We start from the raw sequence: 17,253 nt of genomic DNA, 5'->3' as shown, positions 1-17,253 counted from the left end.
GAGCTTTACACCATTTATGTGATATAATTCTTTTGTATTAAAATTGCAGGAGGAGTAAAATGGCAAGGAGTTTAAAATGTACGATATGCATTTTTATGTGCATTTACATGATTTTTGGAATTCAAGCGGTTACAGCGGAACCAGAAGTTATCATTTGGGAGCCGACAGCGCGGGTAGTAATTAAAGGAGCTGTTGACAGTGCAAAAGCAGGAGAGCCGGTGACGGTTATACTGTTGGATAAAGAAGCAGACCCGCAGAATTATCAGTCAGATGATGTCGGATTTCTTGACCAAATAATCGTGAGTGAGGATGGCGGCTATCAGTTTTCGTTTACACTCAACAAGGCAATTGAGCGGTATAAGCTGGTGATGTATCTTGCCGGTGAAAACATTACAAAGAGTGTAATTTCTGCTACCACAAACAACAAGCTGATATCTGCGCAGGTCGATATAACGCGCGGTGTTACGGCAGCGGACATTTTAGTGAATTTTACAAACGATTTACAAGTTGAAAACTCTACATATGTAGTTATTGCTTCCTATTATGATGAAAGCAATAAATTGCTTTTGGTGGAGTCTACTCCGGTGAAGGATCTGTCGAATACATTTCAATCGTCGGACCGCATTACAACGCAATATCCAGATGGAGCAAAGTATTTAAAGGTGTTTGTCTGGGATTCAACGGAAACAATGATTCCCCTTGCAGCTCCGGCAAAATCAGACCTTGATGAAGTGAAAACAATTGCGTGCTGGGGCGATAGCCTGACTTATGGACGGAACCAGGGCACCGACTGTTCCTATCCGAAAGTGCTTGCAGAGCTAACGGGCCTTGAGGTTTATAACATGGGCGTGGGCGGTGAAACGGCCACAACAATTGCCGCAAGGCAGGGTGCTTTGGACATTGTCATTGACAAGGCCTTTACGATTCCGGCAGACAAAACCCCGGTTGAAATTACATTTAAGTCCTCCGACGGCGGCGTAGTAACTCCTAGAAATGCAAGCGCTGGCGGCTGGAATCCCTGCACCATTAACGGTGTGGAGGGAACGTTGTCAATTAGTATTAATACGGAGGTGTGGCCCCGTGTGTTAAACTGGGCCAAGTTCACAAGAACAACGCCCGGTACGGCAGTATCTGTTTCTGCTGGTACAAAACTGGTGCCCCAGGCGCAGTCTGGCAATGGCGATATCAATATCTTTTTTACCGGCACAAACGGTGGTTGGACGCCTGCAAACACCAACGCAAACGACAATTCGCCTGAAGATGTTGCGGCTTTGGTTGCGCTGATTCAGAAGCAAATTGCCCATACAAAGTCTGATAAGTATGTAGTTATTGGCCTGACCAACGGTGGAACTTATGCATGGGACAGTTTGAACGCCGCGCTGGCCCAGGCATTTGGGAACCGATTTTTAGACGCAAAAGCCTATTTGGCTTCGATGCAGGCGCTAAATGACGCAGGCATTGTGCCTACTGAAACAGATTTGCAGTTTTTAGGGGAAGGAAAAATACCTTTGTCACTCAACTGCTCACCAGAGGACACAACGCATTTAAGCGATGTTGGCTATACGCTTTTGGCAAAACAGGTTTATCAGAAACTGCTGGAGCTTGGTTTTATTTCAAAATAAAAAGCAAAACGCACTGCGAATTCCGCGGTGCGTTTTTTCTGAATATTTATAAAATAAGCATTGCGTCGCCAAAGCTAAAGAAGCGGTATTGTTCCTGAACTGCTTCGCGGTAAGCGGCCAAAACATGCTCTTTGCCTGCCAGGGCGGACACAAGCATGATTAACGTGGACTTCGGCAGATGAAAATTTGTAATTAACCCGTCTAGGCATTTAAACCGATAACCGGGATAAATAAAAATGTTTGTATATCCTGAGGCGGGCGCGAGAAAACCGTTTTCATCCGCTATGGACTCGACCACACGGGTTGACGTTGTGCCGACGCAAATCACTTTCCCTCCGCTGCGTTTGGTGCTGTTAATGATTTCTGCGGTTTCATTTGTTACATGGTAGTATTCAGAATGCATTAAATGGTCGGTCACTTTGTCTGCCTTTACAGGCCGAAAGGTGCCCAGCCCAACATGAAGCGTAACAAACGCCAGCTTTACGCCCTTTGCCTTAACCGCCTCCAGCATTTCCTCGTTAAAGTGCAGGCCGGCGGTTGGGGCTGCGGCGGAACCGTCATGCTTGGCATAAACCGTTTGGTAACGGTTGCGGTCGGCAAGTTTTTCATGAATATAAGGCGGCAGGGGCGTTTCGCCAAGTTCTGATAGGATTTCGTTAAAAATACCGTTATAATAAAACTTTACCAGCCGGTTTCCGCCTTCGGTAATTTCTAAAATTTCAGCTTTCAGCCGTCCGTCTCCAAAAGAAATAACATGACCCGGTCTGCATTTTTTTCCGGGTTTTAAAATTACATCCCACACATCATTATCCTTTTGCGCCAGCAGAAGGAACTCAACCGGGGCCTTTGTATCCTCCCGCTGACCAAACAGGCGGGCCGGAATGACCTTTGTGTCGTTAAGCACCAGGCAGTCGCCTGGATTTAAATAGGAAAGAATATCGCGAAAATGCTTGTGCTCAGTTTTTCCTGTGACCTTGTCCAAAACCAAAAGACGTGAGGCAGGCCGGTCTGCAAGCGGGGTTTGCGCAATTAGTTCCTCCGGCAGGTCATAATCAAAATCTGTTACCAACATCTCATTTTTCTCCATTGTCATACACCTCGTTATCCTGCCAAATGCTTTCCAGTTTTTTTAATGTTTTGCTGGCTTCGTCCTTTCGTTTCATTCCGATTGCCACAACCAGCGCATTTAAAACAGAAAGCGGCGCAACCAGAGAGTCCACAAAGGACTCCATGTCGCTTTTGGCAAGCAATGTATGGTCGGATAGCTCTAAAATAGGGGAGTTTTCCCCGTCGGTAACGCCAATTACCGCCGCGCCCATTTTTTTTGCGTAGCGCAGTGCCCGCACGGTTCTAAGGGAATACCGCGGGAAGCTGATGCCGATAACTACATCGCCGCTTTGCACGCGGAACATTTGCTCAAAAATTTCCCCTGCGCTGGCGGTGTTCACCAGGTGAATGTTTGAAAACATATGGTTTAAATAGTATCCTAAAAACCCGGCCAGGGAGGAGGCGCTGCGCAGACCGATAATATAAATATTTTCGGCGTTTAAAATTTTGTCGATGGCACCGAGAAACGCCTGGCGGTCGATTTGTGCAAGGGTGGTTTTAATTTTATCAATATCGGCGTTTAGAACAGACGTTAAAATGTCTGTGCCGCGGTATAAGTCATAGGCCCGGTCCATGCGCTGAACACTGGTCAGCCGGGACTTTGCATAGTCCTTCAGCGCCTGCTGAAAGTGCTGATATTTTCCGTAGCCAAGCTCTGAAGAAAACCGCACCACCGTGGCCTCACTGACCCCAGCCGCCAAAGAGAGCTGTTCAACGTTCATAAACGCAGCCTTATCGTAATTTTTTCGTATGTATTCGGCGATTAGCTTGTGCCGTTTGCTCATTGATGAAAAGTCCTTGTCAATTTGTGTAAGAATATCCATGCCGTTTGCCTTTCTTTATCCATTTTCATATAATATCATATCGGTTTTTTAGTAAAATTACAATAGGAATGGCCTATTTTTTTTTACTTTTTCGCTTTTTTATTCAAAAATATAAAAATTTGTAAATTCATATTGATATTTTCTTGTCATTTTGATAAAATGATATATAAGCGCATAGGATTGGCTTTTTCTGGAGAGGTTGTGGAAACTGCTTGTTTTATGCAGACGGTAAAGGCGAAATCTATGAAGGGAGGTTGGCATGTAATGACAATTTCATTGAAGGCAGCGGAACAAATTGGAGATTTTACAGTGTTTGGTTTCGGTTTTGGTCTTGTTTTTGTAGGTCTTATATGCATCATTTTAATTTGCAGCATTGTTGGCGCCCTGTGTAAAAGCCTGATTAAAGACAAGGGCAACGGCGCAGATACTGCTGCAGTGCAGGATGCAGGAAATTTGGCGCCTGCAGCTGTAAGCGGCGGCTATCAGGATAAAGGCGAATTTGTGGCGGCGGTTTCTGCAGTGATTGCGGAGGAACTTGGCACAGACGTAACCGGAATTCGGGTACTTTCTATTAAAAAATTATCATAATAACAATTTATGGAATGAAAGGAAATGACTGAAACGATGAAAAAGTATAAAGTAAATGTAAACGGAACCGATTATGAAATTGCAATTGAACTGATGGACGGCAATGCTAAAGCAGAGGAATTAAAATCTGCTCCCAAAGCAGCACCTGAAGCGCCAAAGGCACCTGCTGCACCTGCTGCAGCCGGCGCTGGTGAAAAGGTTACATGTCCGATGCCGGGCAACATTTTAGCTGTGAACGTGAACGTGGGCGACAGCGTAAAAGAGGGCCAGGTTCTTATGGTTTTAGAAGCAATGAAAATGGAAAATGAAATTATGGCACCGTGCAGCGGAAAAATTACATCTGTTGGCGTTACAAAAGGCGCGACCGTTGAAAGCGGCGCACTGCTTTGCACAATCGAATAATTGGGAAGGGGCTAAAAACATGAGCAAAAAAATATTTTCTGCTTGTCTTTTGGTTTTAGTTGTTCTTTCCTGTTCACTCACTGCATTTTGCGCAGATAATTCGGAGTCTTCTGTTATCGCTGTGAAATCCGCAGACTATAATGATTTGGATAAGAAAATTACTTTAACAATCGAAAATACAGGCAATGAAGACATTGCAGACTCTGTTTTGCAGTTTGATTACAACGAGTCTGAAATTAAAATTAACAACTATCAGGGCGGCATTATGACCGGCGAAATTGCCGCAGGCGCCGCTGTTGATATTATTCTTTCTGCAGAAGTTACAAATTTTACAGGCAATTTGCCGCAGATGGGATTTGTATTTCAGTACATAACGGCAACTGGCGGCACCATTGATTTGTCGCAGGAGTCAGCTTCCAGCGTTAAAATGGTTACAGTGCAGAACATTTTTGCAGACACGGAGTCTGCCGGCGGAGTGTCGCTGATGAAGGCCATTGGGGGATTTTTAGGCGACACGGGCTTTGCACTGATTGCAAACAACTGGAAAGTTTTGATTATGATTTTAATTTCCTTTGTTTTAATGTATCTTGCAATTGTGAAAAAGTTTGAACCCTTGCTGCTCCTCCCCATTGCATTTGGTATGCTGCTCACCAACCTGCCCGGCGCAGGAATGTATAATGCGGAATTATTTGCAGACGGCCATGTTCATTGGGAGATGTTCGGCGGAAAGGGCAACATTACGCCGGGGCTTTTGGATTATTTATACTTAGGCGTAAAGCTGGGAATTTATCCCTGTCTGATATTCATTGGTGTCGGCGCAATGACGGACTTTGGCCCTTTAATTGCAAACCCCAAGAGCCTGCTTTTGGGCGCAGCTGCACAGCTGGGTATTTTCTTAACCTTTTTTGGCACAAGAATATTGTTTGGATTTACACCTTTTGAAGCGGCGTCAACCGGCATCATCGGCGGTGCAGACGGCCCGACGGCAATTTTTGTTACGTCGAAGCTGGCGCCGGAACTGCTTGGCCCGATAGCCGTTGCGGCGTATTCTTACATGGCGCTGGTTCCGGTTATTCAGCCGCCGATTATGAAGCTGTTAACGACGAAAAAGGAACGTATGATTGAAATGAAACAGCTTCGCGAGGTTTCCAAAACGGAGAAAATTATATTCCCCATTGTGGTTACAGCGTTTGTTTCGCTGCTTCTTCCCTCTGCCGCAGCATTAATCGGAAGCTTAATGCTTGGCAACCTTCTGCGGGAATGCGGCGTGGCCGAGCGTTTGAGTAAAACCGTTCAGAACGAGCTGATGAACATTGTTACTGTTTTCTTGGGTATTTCTGTTGGCGCAACTGCTACGGCTGACATTTTCCTGACAATGAAGACCATTCAGATTATTATCATGGGAGTTGTCGCATTTGGATTTGGAACTGCGGGCGGTGTGCTGCTCGCGAAGATTATGAACCTGTTCTTAAAGAACAAAATCAATCCGCTTATTGGCTCTGCCGGTGTTTCGGCTGTTCCCATGGCGGCCCGTGTGTCGCAGGTTGTGGGACAGAAAGAAAACCCGAGGAACTTCCTTCTCATGCATGCCATGGGCCCCAATGTTGCCGGTGTTATCGGCTCTGCAATTGCGGCCGGTGCATTTTTAACACTGTTCATGAGATAAAGCGAAGCCTTAGGCGCACCTTATCGCCCCACTGGTAAGGAACGGTAAATTTTGTGGGAGAAAGGCATGATTTCGTTATGGCAAACACAAAAAACAAGTTATATATCACTGACACCATTCTCCGTGACGCCCATCAGTCCCAGGCGGCAACCAGAATGAGAATTGAAGATATGCTGCCGGCTTGCTCAATTTTAGACGATATTGGATATTGGTCTTTAGAGTGCTGGGGCGGCGCAACGTTTGACGCGTGCATGCGGTTTTTGAACGAAGACCCATGGGAGCGGCTGAGAACGTTAAAAAAAGCAATGCCGAAAACAAAGCTTCAAATGCTGTTCCGCGGACAGAATATTTTAGGATATAAACACTATGCGGACGATGTTGTGGAGGCGTTTTGCAGAAAATCCATTGAAAACGGCATTGATGTAGTTCGAATTTTCGATGCGCTGAACGACACCAGAAACATGCAGGCCGCCATAAAGTTTGTAAAGGCAAACGGCGGCATGGTTGAGGCGGCGCTTAGCTACACCGTTAGCCCGGTGCACAATGAGGACTATTTTGTGAAGCTGGCAATTGAGCTTGAAAAAATGGGCGCAGACGTAATCTGCATTAAAGACATGGCAAACCTTTTACTGCCCTTTAACGCATACAGCCTGGTGAAAAAGCTCAAGGAAAATGTGGGCGTTCCCATTCATCTGCACACGCATAATACCACCGGCACGGGAGATATGACCTATCTCATGGCGTCACAGGCCGGCGTTGACATTGTGGACTGCGCCCTGTCGCCTTTGGGCAACGGTACTTCGAACCCGGCCACGGAAAGCCTGGTTGCAACCTTGCAGGGAACAGACCGCGATACAGGCCTTGACTTAACCAAGTTAAGCAAAGCTGCGGCGCACTTCAGAGGCGTTGCGGCAAAGCTTCAGGCAGAAGGGATTTTAGATCCCAAGGTTTTGCGGGTAGACACCAATACGCTGCTGTATCAGGTGCCCGGCGGTATGCTTTCCAATCTGATTTCACAGCTCAAGCAGGCCAACGCTGAGGATAAATATTACGACGTTTTAGAAGAAGTTCCTCGTGTTAGAAAAGACTTTGGCTATCCCCCGCTGGTTACTCCTACCAGCCAGATTGTTGGTTCTCAGGCCGTTTTAAACGTGCTTGCAGGGGAACGGTATAAGATGGTTACGAAAGAGTCTAAGGGCTTACTTCGCGGCGAATATGGCAGGCTTCCTGCTCCTGTGAACGAGGAAGTGAGAAAGAAAGCCATTGGCGATGACGAGGTAATTACAGTTCGCCCGGCGGATTTAATTGCGCCGGAGCTTGAAAAATATAAAGAAGAAACAAAGGGCATTGCAAAGTGCGAGGAGGATGTGTTAAGTTACGCCCTGTTCCCGCAGGTTGCCCAGAAGTTTTTTGCTGAACGCGGCAAGCCGAAGGCGGAAGGCAAAACAGAGCCGAAAGCGGCCGACGCAAAGCAGGAGGCAAAGGTGGATGAAACCGGAGCTAGGATTCTTTATGTTGAAGACGTTTCAAACTAATGTAACGATAAAGCGGAAGCAAATGGCTTCCGCTTTTTTGCTATCTAAAAAGGAGGGCAACATGACAAACAAAGAGATTTATGATATTGCCAGAAAACAGTCGGCCATTGACATTGGCTGCAGCGCGGAAGATTTTTTAAAACAGGAAAACAAAGTGGTAATTTCAAAGAAAAATCCCCGGGCCAGAAAATATTTAGAGCTGCCGTTTTTTTGCAGCCTGGTTTCCTACGGGAATAATATTGTGGCCGCGGTTGACGAGCGTGCCGCAGAGCTTGCAGGCGATTATATCAACAAATATTCCATTGAACAGTGCTTTGAGACGCCATGTCTGCACGTTTTAGAGAAAAGCCTTGCGCCCTTTGGCATAAAAATTTGCTTCATGGCGGAATATTTTCTGCCGGATGTAAATGTATTGCGCGAGCTTCCCTGCCCCTATGAGGTTCGGATGTTAAAGCCGAAGGATTTTGAAGGGCTTTATCTGCCCCAGTGGAGCAACGCGCTGTGCGAAAAGCGCAAACAGTTAGACGTGCTGGCGGCAGGCGCATTTTATCATGGGGAACTGATTGGTCTTGCGGGCTGTTCGGCAGACTGTGGGGAGATGTATCAAATCGGCATTGACGTTCTGCCAAAGTACAGACGGCAGGGGGTGGCCAGTGCGCTGACGTCGAAGCTGGCCTTAGAAATTCTTGCATTGGGAAAGGTGCCGTTTTACTGCGCCGCGTGGTCGAATATTAAATCGGTGAACAATGCCATAAAATGCGGTTTCCGCCCGGCGTGGGTAGAGCTTACGGCAAAACCGGAGGCGTTTGTTTGGCAAATGACCTTAAGAGAGTAACTAAAAAATGCAAGAAATGTATTGCTAAGTCTTAAAAAAGATTATATAATTCATTATAATAAAAGGAGTGATTGTAATGGGCAGAATTGTTGTTATAACAGGCGCCACAAGCGGTTATGGTTTGGCCGCGGCAAAAAAGTTTAAGGAAAACGGCGATACGGTTATTGTTGCTTCGAGAAATGCTGAAAAAGTAAAACAAACTGTTGCCCAGTATTCGTTTGACTGCGGGTTTTCCATTGATGTTACGAGCTACAGCCAGTGGCTTGAATTAAAGGATTATGTAATTGACAAATTTGGAAAGATAGACCTTCTTGTAAACAACGCTGGCGGCGGCGTTGCTATTAAGGAAACAACGGAGTTTGAACCGGCAGAAATTGACCACATTTTGAAGCTTAACCTCAACAGCGTTATATATGGCTCTAAATTGTTCGGCACAGTAATGAAGCATCAACGAAGCGGCATGATCATCAATATTTCCTCGGTCTGCGCCAGGCATTGCTGGGGCGGATGGAGTGTTTATGCCGCGGCAAAGGCAGGCGTGCTTAACTTTACCAAAGGCTTGTATGTTGAGCTTCAGCCTTATCATGTAAGGGCGACCTGTATTATTCCGGCCGCCGCAAGCACAGGCTTTCAAAAAGGTGCGGGAATTGATGCGGTAGAGGAATCGTTATCCGCAGAGGATATTGCAAACGCTGTATTTTATGCTGCAAACCAGCCGGAAGGCGCCGTTGTGGAAGAAATGACCGTGTGGGGAACATCCCAGCGCGTTGAGCCGCTTTAAGGAATTATGATGAATCAGAATTTGCATAAGTTTCACGAAATAATAGAATATATTGAACAACATCTGTTATCGGACATCGATGCCGCTGCGCTTGCACGGATGGCAAATTTATCGGTTTATGAATTCAGGAGAGTTTTTTCCTTTCTTGCAGGAGTTCCAATTGGGGAATATATCAGAAAAAGGCGGCTTTCCCAGGCTGCCGAGGAATTGCAGGCAGAAGGGGTTAGCATAACCGATGCTGCATTAAAATATGGTTATCATTCGCCGTCCTCTTTTACAAGGGCATTTAAAGAATTTCATGGTTTTGCTCCTGAAAATATAAAAAGAAACGAAAACAATTTGAAAATGTTTACCAGGCTGGAACTGAGTTTATGTATGACGGGTGGAACGAACCTATCTTACCGCGCCGTTCATGATGACGAATTTTATGTTTGTGGCGTGGTGGGGGAATCAGATCTTTCAGACAGCGAATGCTGTGAACATGTATGGAATAAGTTTTATGAGAGCGAGCATGCAGACAGCATTTTAAAACAAAGCGGCAAAAAACTGTATGCTGTGTATCAAAATGGAAAGAAATCTGTAACCTGCCATATCGGCGCCAGATCAGCAATTGGCGGGCAGTTTGATTTTGTGCAAATTCCGGCAGGGCTGTGGCTGTGCTTTGATGTTTTTGGCTCTGAAGACGCTAAAATCAATGCTTTTTATCACAATATCCTTTTTGAATTTTTTAAATCTAGCCGTTATAAGAGAGATGAGAAAGTTCCCAATCTTGAAATTTTTCCCGTAAATATGGAGGAAGATAATTTTAAATGGGAGATTAGAATTCCGGTGAAGCCGAAAGGCAAGGTGAAAGAGTATGAAAACGATTAAAACAGATGTGTGCGTGGTAGGGGCAGGTGCAGGCGGGTTCGGATGCGTTTACAGATTATTGAAAAACGGCATCAACACCGTTGTTGTTGAAAAAAACAAGGACTTTGGCGGCACCGCAGTTTTTTGCGGGGTCGACGGTTGGGAGCCGGGTGTCAGTTTAGACGGTGCGCATCTTCTTTTAAAAGAGGAACTGCAAAAAATGAACCAGGGCGCGGCAGTGCTGGAAGCAGTTCCGAACTGTAATTTGTTCTTTCCCGAGAACGGAATGAACTGGGAAAATCATTCGTTTGAGCAATATCCCTGGGGATTGTCTATGCCGTCGAACTTTCATTATTCCGATACGTTAAAAAGGTGCAGAAGCCTGAGAAAAGACGGCAGCATGAAACGGTTTCAATTTGAAGGAGCCGCAATGACCAAGGCCATGCATCAAGTTCTTGCTCCGTATCAGAATAAGCTTTCGGCCCTTTTTGGATATGAATTTTATGCGTGCGAAAAATCTGGGCGAAACATTCGATCTGTGACAGTGAAAAACGGTGGGGAAAGCATTCGGATTGTGGCGGATTTCTATATTGATGCAACCGGCGACATCATTCTTTCGAGAGAAGCAGGCTGTGCGGTGGCAATGGGGAGTGAGTCTAAATATCGTTACCAGGAACCGTCGGCAGGGGAAAAAGACAGCAGGCAGATGAATGCCGTTACCTATGTGTTTCGGGTATCGCCAGCAGCGAACCCAAACCACATTGATGAAATGCCGGTACGATATCAGAAAGTCGATATTTCAGCGTGGAAAGCGTATAAAATGAAACGCACTGTTTCCTGCTTTTGCCTTTACCCAAATCACGATATTAATGTCAATATGCTACCTACCATGGAGGGGGCAGAATATATAGACTTCGGCGAAGCAGCAGATGAAGTTGGTAAAGCAAGGGTTTATTCGTACTGGAAGTATCTCCAAACGGAAAAAAACATGAACGGCTATTCGCTGACGAAGATTTTTTCTGCCGGGGTTCGCGAAAGCTACCGGCTGATTGGAAAATATGTGTTAAATGAAAATGACGTCAGGGCAGGACTGTTCAGCCAGCCCAAAAGGGGACGAACCGTTGCAATTGCCGACCATGCACTGGACGTTCATGGAACCAGCGGCATGTGCAGGGAACTGGAATATCCTTACGAAATCCCTCTTGAATGCACGATGCCGAGGGAGGTTGACAATCTTTTTGTGGCATCAAGAGGCGCCTCGTTCAGTCATATTGCGGCGGCAAGCGCACGGCTGACCAGAACGATACTGTCGCTTGGAGAAGGTGTGGGAGAATATGTTGCTGAACAAATTAACAGCGGGCTCTATTTCAAAAATGTATAGTTCTGCATAGATTTCCATTTTTGTTAGATTTTTTTGCAAAGCTCAATTTTTTTTCCTTTGGATTTTATGAGCCCTTCCTCCCGCATTTTTTTCATTTCCCGCTGCATGGCGCTTCTGTCAATGCTCAAATAGTCTGCCAGCGTGTAGAGGGAAAAGGGCAGGGTGAAGTTGCTTAATTGTTTTTCCCTGGCCTGGATTTCGAAAAAGGCCATGAGTTTGCCTCGCAGGCTGCGCTTGCTCAGCACCTCAATGTGGTTTGCCTGGGCGCGGAGCTTTTCTGTGAGCAGGCAAAGCATGTTGTCTAAAAAAATGGTATGGCTTTCGCAGGCGTTTACGCATTGGGAAATGACTTTCCGATATTTAAAAAACATTACCTCGCAATTTGCTGCGGCGATTACGGCCGGTTCGTCAATGCCGGAATAGGGCGCAAACAGCTGGCCGAAAACAGAATTCTCATCATACCGTTCCAAAATCATTCTGTTGCCGTCGTAGTCGTAAGTTACCAGCTCCGCCGTGCCGGAAAGGACAACGCCAATATCTTCGGAATTTCCGTTATATGACATTATTGTTTCAGTTATATTAAATTTTTCTTCCTTTGCGCCCAGGCAAGTCATCATTTTTTGGGCCTCAGAATCGCTCAAACCACTGAAAACAGCCGATTTTAACACACTTTTGAACCTCCCTATATAGTGTGCATATCTATGCACAACACCTATATTTTGTATTATAGCAGATATAAGTTGCATTTGCAACTTTTTTTTTGGTTGTTTTATTGTATAATTGTAACTGCTACGCAAGAGAAGTAATTTGGTTAAGAGGAGCTGTGTAAAATGTTAGTAATAAAAAGAGACGGAAGGACCGTTGATTATGACAGAGTGAAGATTGAGGTCGCAATCCGCAAGGCGAACGCCGAGGTGGAGGAAAGCGAGCGTGCAACGGACCAGGAAATTGAATTGATTTTATCTTACATTGAATCCAAAAAATGTAAACGTATGCTGGTTGAGGATATTCAGGATATTATTGAACAGAAACTCATGGAAATGGGCCATTTTGTCCTTTCCAAAACCTATATTATATATCGGTATTCCCGTGCGCTGGTTCGTAAGGCAAACACTACGGACGAGTCGATTCTGAGTCTGATTAAAAACGCCAATAAAGATGTTATGGAGGAAAACTCCAACAAAAACGCAGTTGCTGCATCTACACAGCGGGATTTGATTGCAGGCGAGGTGTCGAAAGATTTAACAAAGCGCATTTTGCTGCCGGAGAAAATTTCCAAGGCGCATGAAGAAGGAATTTTGCATTTCCACGACGCGGACTATTTTATTCAGCCGATTTTTAACTGCTGTTTGATTGACATTGGAAACATGTTAGACAACGGCACGGTAATGAACGGCAAGCTGATTGAAACGCCGAAAAGCTTTCAGGTGGCCTGCACCATTGTGACGCAGATTATTGCCGCCGTGGCCAGCAGCCAGTATGGCGGCCAGTCGGTGGACATTCGCCATTTGGGCAAATATTTAAGAAAGAGCCACGACAAATTTAAAAAGAGCATTGCAAAAGCCAGCGGTGGCGAGCTTTCTGAGGAGATGCTGGAAAAACTGGCTATGAACCGCACAAAGGACGAGCTTCGTTCGGGCGTTCAGACCATTCAGTATCAGATTAACACGCTCATGACCACAAACGGCCAGTCTCCGTTTGTGACGCTGTTCTTGAATTTAGATAAAGATGACGAATATTTAAAAGAAAATGCCATGATTGTGGAGGAAATTCTCCGCCAGAGGCTCGAGGGCATTAAAAACGAAGCTGGCGTTTATGTTACGCCTGCGTTCCCGAAACTGGTTTATGTTTTAGACGAGCACAATTGCTTAAAGGGCGGCGAGTATGACTACATAACCAGGCTGGCGGTGCAATGTTCGGTAAAAAGAATGTATCCCGATTACATTTCTGCAAAACAGATGCGCGAAAACTATGAGGGCAACGTGTTTGGCCCCATGGGCTGCAGAAGCTTTTTGGCGCCGTGGAAAGACGAAAACGGCAACTATAAATTTGAGGGCCGCTTTAACCAGGGCGTTGTGAGCATTAACCTGCCCCAGATGGGCTTAATTGCAAAAGGCGACGAGGATTTGTTCTGGAAACTGTTTGACGAAAGGCTTCAGCTTTGCTTTGAGGCACTTATGTGCCGTCACCGTGCGCTTTTGGGCACAAAGTCTGATGTGAGTCCGGTGCATTGGCAGTATGGCGCCATTGCCCGTCTGAAAAAGGGTGAAGTGATTGACAAATATCTAAAAGACGGCTACTCCTCCATTTCGTTGGGCTACATCGGCCTGTACGAGGTGACGAAGCTGATGAAAGGCGTATCTCATACAACGCCGGAGGGACAGGAATTTGCTCTCAGGGTGATGAACCGATTAAGAAAGGCAACAGATACCTGGAAGAAAGAAACCGGCATTGGATTTGCCCTTTACGGCACACCGGCAGAGTCTTTGTGCTATCGGTTTGCAAGAATAGACAAGCTGAAATTCGGCAGCGTGACAGACGTTACCGACAAGGGCTATTACACCAACTCCTATCATGTGGACGTGCGCGAGGATATTGACGCATTCTCCAAGTTCAAGTTTGAAAGCCAGTTCCAAAAAATCTCCTCCGGCGGCGCAATTTCATATGTGGAAATTCCCAACATGCGCCATAACACCGAGGCCATTGAGGACGTAGTTCGGTTTATTTACGACAACATTCAATACGCTGAGTTCAACACCAAGAGCGACTATTGCCAGGTTTGCGGATTTGACGGGGAAATTATTATCAATGAAGACAACGAGTGGGAATGTCCTGCTTGCCACAACAAAGACCATGCAAAAATGAACGTAACCCGCAGAACCTGCGGTTACCTGGGCGAAAATTTCTGGAATGTGGGCAAAACAAAGGAAATTAAAGCAAGGGTGCTGCATCTGTAATAATAAAAAGGATTGAAATAAATGAATTATTCAGCCATTAAAACTCACGATGTGGCAAACGGCATTGGCGTTCGGGTTTCGCTGTTCGTCAGCGGTTGCACTCACCACTGTAAGGACTGTTTTAACGCCGAAACCTGGGATTTTGCCTTTGGTGACCCGTTTGGCGACACGCAGGTACAGCAAATTTTAGAGGCTCTAAAGCCTGACTATATCAAAGGGTTTTCACTCTTGGGCGGTGAGCCCTTTGAGCCGCAAAATCAGCACGTTTTGGCACCGCTGCTGAAAAAAATTAAGCAGGCCTATCCCAACAAGACAATCTGGTGCTACAGCGGATATTTGCTGGACACGGAGCTTTTAAGTAAAAGCCGCGCCAGGTGCGAGGTGACAGATGAAATGCTGTCTTGCATTGACATATTGGTAGACGGCGAGTTTGTAGCGGAGAAAAAGGATTTAAACCTGCGGTTTCGCGGAAGCTCAAATCAGCGGATTATAGACGTGCCTGCAACGCTTCAGGCCGGCAAGGTAGTTTTGTCGAAAGAATTTATGTAAAATAGAAAGGTAATTCGATATTTATGGATCACAGACAAGTGAAATTCACGAAGTTAGACAGCCGGGCCAGTGCTCCGGAATGCGGCACGCCCTATGCGGCAGGCGCTGACCTGCGCGCTGTAAGTGACGAGCCCATTACAATTCGGCCCAATGAAACGGTGCTGGTGCACACAGGGCTTGCAATGGAAATACCCGAAGGACTGGTGGGCCTGGTATATGCACGGAGCGGGCTTGCCTCGAAGCGCGGACTTGCTCCGGCAAACTGTGTCGGCGTAATCGACAGCGACTACCGCGGTGAAATTATGGTGGCGCTTCACAACCATTCAGCAGAAACGCAGACCATTGAAAGCGGCGAGCGGATTGCACAGCTTGTCATTGCCCCTTACATTTCTGCGGAGTTCATTGAAGCCGGCAGCCTGTCTGACACAGACAGGGGCCAGGGCGGATTTGGCTCTACAGGAACAAAATAAATTAAATTTAATTTAAAACCGCGGGGAAATCAATTGATCGATTTCCCCGCGGTTTTTTAGTTAGAAATTTTTAATTCGCTGCCTGAATCTATTACATCAAAAAGCACCGGACGTTCCATAGGATTGTTGTTGGGCCTGTGAAGGATGAGCTTCAACCCGCCTTCAAAGGTTTGAAACAACATGCCGTGGCCGCCGTCGCGGTCAAGCAGCAGCGGGTGGCTGTGCGTCCAGTTTCCGTCAATTTCGTCATTGTCTGAGGTGGCGACGGCCTGCACATAAGCATCTTTGGTATTAAAGCTGGACCACAAAAGAAACAATCTGCCGCTTTTGTTTCTGTAGAAAAACGGCCCGTCGGTAACATACCCGTCTGTTTCAGCCACATTTTTCGACCAGGAGGGGTCGGAGGCGTGAAACAAAAGCATTGGCTCGCCTATGGTATGTTTTAAATCCTCCGTAAGCTTTAAGGCGCACATCTCGCCGTCTGTCACTTGGGTCCATTCGTGGCAAAACACAATGTAGGGCGTGTTGTCTTTCGTGATATAAAGCGTTCCGTCAAGGCACTCCCAGCCGTGCGGGGTAATGGCCTTGTCGCTGTGCTCTTCAAAGGGGCCTTTCGGGCTGTCGGCCACCAAAATTTGTGTGCCCCGGTGGTCTGTTTCGCTTTTAAACGAAGCAAACATATAAAATTTTCCCTGATAAAAATGAACCTCCGGTGCCCAAAAGTTTTTTGTGCCCCAAAAATCAGAGTCTGGCTCAAAACACGAAATCGGCTCAGTCCAATTCTCTAAATCAGAGCTTATGTAAACGTCAAACCCCAGTGGGCTTGTCGTTTCCCAGGCATTTTTACCCCGGGTGCCATAGAGGTAATAGGTTCCTTCATGGGGCAGGATAAAGGGATCGCGGATATGGATTTCGTTAAACTTCATAGCTGCTTCCCTCCTTATCTGTAGCTTTCCACTGCCTCGTGGGCAATTTCCTGCATGAGGGAAATGGTGTCTAAGTCAGTTGGAACGTCTAAGTCGCAGAAGGAGTTTCCCACCACGCTTTTTTCTGTGAGGGCTTCAAACCAGGTGGCGGCGAGCAGATACCGGCCCGGCCCTAAAGACGCGTGAAACGTGTCGCGGTGGGTGTTGTGAAAGCCGTGCCTAACCGCCAGATGCATGCTCTCGCCGGACGGGATAATCCGGTCGGCCGAAATTGCTTTTGCCGCTTTCCCATAGGCGGTTTTAATGTCTGAGAACATTTGGGTGCTTGTTTCATAGCCCATCTCTTCTGTCAGTCTTGCGCTTCCGTCCTCATAGGCCCAGGTTTGATGAATGACCTGTTTTGCGCAGGGCGCATGAAAGGTCACATAGGCAGACAGCGCGTCTAAATAGGGCTGATAAGTTTTATAGTCGGGACTTTTGTGGCTCACCTGCTGCAGGGTTACAAAGTCCCACTCGTCGCTCTGCAGCGCGTCTTTAATAGAAACGGAAAAGCCCGTTGTTTCCCCGCCGAACTCAAGGGAATAGGCTCGTTCGTCGTTGTTCATGTTTTTAAAATGCCGTGACAGCGGGCAACCCCCTATGTATAAATTCACGACTTTCATATCTTCGCCAGACGCCTGTGCGATTTTTCTTAAATATCTGGTAGCGTCTTGAGAAAAACTGTTTCCAATTGCCAATACTTTCATCATTTGTTCCCTTTT

General features: G+C 46.3%; 17 protein-coding genes. 12 read left to right on the top strand and 5 right to left on the bottom strand.

The window, feature by feature from the left end:
* Window positions 1-59 precede the first annotated feature (59 nt).
* A complete protein-coding gene (locus WIG73_RS06425) occupies window positions 60-1,622 on the top strand; it encodes a hypothetical protein (protein ID WP_337399772.1) in 1,563 nt (520 codons plus the stop codon).
* Between the two features lie 46 nt (window positions 1,623-1,668).
* Here the strand turns inward: WIG73_RS06425 and queA are convergent, their stop codons facing one another.
* Window positions 1,669-2,694 carry a tRNA preQ1(34) S-adenosylmethionine ribosyltransferase-isomerase QueA gene (gene queA / locus WIG73_RS06420; RefSeq protein WP_337399882.1) on the bottom strand — a complete coding sequence of 342 codons (1,026 nt, stop codon included), beginning with the start codon at window positions 2,692-2,694 and terminating at the stop codon, window positions 1,669-1,671.
* Between the two features lies 1 nt (window position 2,695).
* Window positions 2,696-3,553, bottom strand: coding sequence for a MurR/RpiR family transcriptional regulator (locus tag WIG73_RS06415; protein WP_337399771.1), 858 nt, complete (start codon window positions 3,551-3,553; stop codon window positions 2,696-2,698).
* A 264-nt stretch (window positions 3,554-3,817) separates the two neighbouring features.
* Here WIG73_RS06415 and WIG73_RS06410 point away from each other — a divergent pair, with 264 nt between their 5' ends.
* From WIG73_RS06410 to WIG73_RS06375, 8 genes are all read left to right on the top strand, one after another.
* Window positions 3,818-4,141: an OadG family transporter subunit gene (locus WIG73_RS06410; protein WP_177680269.1), complete on the top strand. Its 324-nt coding sequence runs from the start codon at window positions 3,818-3,820 to the stop codon at window positions 4,139-4,141.
* A 36-nt stretch (window positions 4,142-4,177) separates the two neighbouring features.
* On the top strand, window positions 4,178-4,543 hold the full coding sequence (locus WIG73_RS06405) for a biotin/lipoyl-containing protein (protein ID WP_177680288.1): 366 nt from the start codon (window positions 4,178-4,180) through the stop codon (window positions 4,541-4,543).
* A gap of 484 nt (window positions 4,544-5,027) precedes the next feature.
* On the top strand, window positions 5,028-6,209 hold the full coding sequence (locus WIG73_RS06400) for a sodium ion-translocating decarboxylase subunit beta (RefSeq protein WP_249313651.1): 1,182 nt from the start codon (window positions 5,028-5,030) through the stop codon (window positions 6,207-6,209).
* A 77-nt stretch (window positions 6,210-6,286) separates the two neighbouring features.
* Entirely contained in the window at window positions 6,287-7,744 is a 1,458-nt protein-coding gene (locus WIG73_RS06395) for an oxaloacetate decarboxylase subunit alpha (RefSeq protein ID WP_337399770.1), read from the top strand.
* 61 nt (window positions 7,745-7,805) lie between these two features.
* The gene (locus tag WIG73_RS06390; protein WP_337399769.1) at window positions 7,806-8,579 is read left to right on the top strand and encodes a GNAT family N-acetyltransferase; all 774 of its coding nucleotides are present in this window, start codon (window positions 7,806-7,808) and stop codon (window positions 8,577-8,579) included.
* 76 nt (window positions 8,580-8,655) lie between these two features.
* A complete protein-coding gene (locus tag WIG73_RS06385; RefSeq protein ID WP_337399767.1) occupies window positions 8,656-9,360 on the top strand; it encodes an SDR family oxidoreductase in 705 nt (234 codons plus the stop codon).
* Between the two features lie 6 nt (window positions 9,361-9,366).
* Window positions 9,367-10,230: an AraC family transcriptional regulator gene (locus WIG73_RS06380; RefSeq protein ID WP_337399765.1), complete on the top strand. Its 864-nt coding sequence runs from the start codon at window positions 9,367-9,369 to the stop codon at window positions 10,228-10,230.
* Window positions 10,217-11,590, top strand: a complete 1,374-nt coding sequence (locus WIG73_RS06375; RefSeq protein ID WP_337399763.1) for an FAD-dependent oxidoreductase — start codon at window positions 10,217-10,219, stop codon at window positions 11,588-11,590. Before WIG73_RS06380 ends, WIG73_RS06375 begins: the two co-directional genes overlap by 14 nt.
* A gap of 23 nt (window positions 11,591-11,613) precedes the next feature.
* Here the strand turns inward: WIG73_RS06375 and WIG73_RS06370 are convergent, their stop codons facing one another.
* On the bottom strand, window positions 11,614-12,258 hold the full coding sequence (locus tag WIG73_RS06370; protein WP_337399761.1) for a Crp/Fnr family transcriptional regulator: 645 nt from the start codon (window positions 12,256-12,258) through the stop codon (window positions 11,614-11,616).
* Between the two features lie 162 nt (window positions 12,259-12,420).
* On the opposite strand from WIG73_RS06370, the gene nrdD reads away from it, so the two are divergent.
* Genes nrdD through dut form a run of 3 tightly spaced genes read left to right on the top strand, consistent with a single transcriptional unit; the run spans window position 12,421 to window position 15,566 of the window.
* Complete coding sequence (gene nrdD, locus WIG73_RS06365) at window positions 12,421-14,547, top strand: anaerobic ribonucleoside-triphosphate reductase (RefSeq protein WP_337399760.1); 2,127 nt, start codon at window positions 12,421-12,423, stop codon at window positions 14,545-14,547.
* Window positions 14,548-14,568: 21 nt separating this feature from the next.
* A complete protein-coding gene (gene nrdG / locus WIG73_RS06360) occupies window positions 14,569-15,096 on the top strand; it encodes an anaerobic ribonucleoside-triphosphate reductase activating protein (protein WP_337399759.1) in 528 nt (175 codons plus the stop codon).
* Window positions 15,097-15,119: 23 nt separating this feature from the next.
* Entirely contained in the window at window positions 15,120-15,566 is a 447-nt protein-coding gene (gene dut / locus WIG73_RS06355; protein WP_177680278.1) for a dUTP diphosphatase, read from the top strand.
* Between the two features lie 56 nt (window positions 15,567-15,622).
* Here the strand turns inward: dut and WIG73_RS06350 are convergent, their stop codons facing one another.
* Both WIG73_RS06350 and WIG73_RS06345 read right to left on the bottom strand, forming a co-directional pair.
* On the bottom strand, window positions 15,623-16,492 hold the full coding sequence (locus WIG73_RS06350) for a glycoside hydrolase family 43 protein (protein ID WP_337399758.1): 870 nt from the start codon (window positions 16,490-16,492) through the stop codon (window positions 15,623-15,625).
* Between the two features lie 14 nt (window positions 16,493-16,506).
* Entirely contained in the window at window positions 16,507-17,241 is a 735-nt protein-coding gene (locus tag WIG73_RS06345; protein ID WP_337399757.1) for a DUF4886 domain-containing protein, read from the bottom strand.
* Between the last annotated feature and the right edge of the window lie 12 nt (window positions 17,242-17,253).

Source organism: Congzhengia sp. (assembly GCF_037235575.1).
Lineage (GTDB): Bacteria > Bacillota > Clostridia > UBA1381 > UBA9506 > Congzhengia > Congzhengia minquanensis.
Note: the sequence above shows the minus strand (reverse complement) of the source record. Positions and strands in the feature narration are given on the sequence as shown.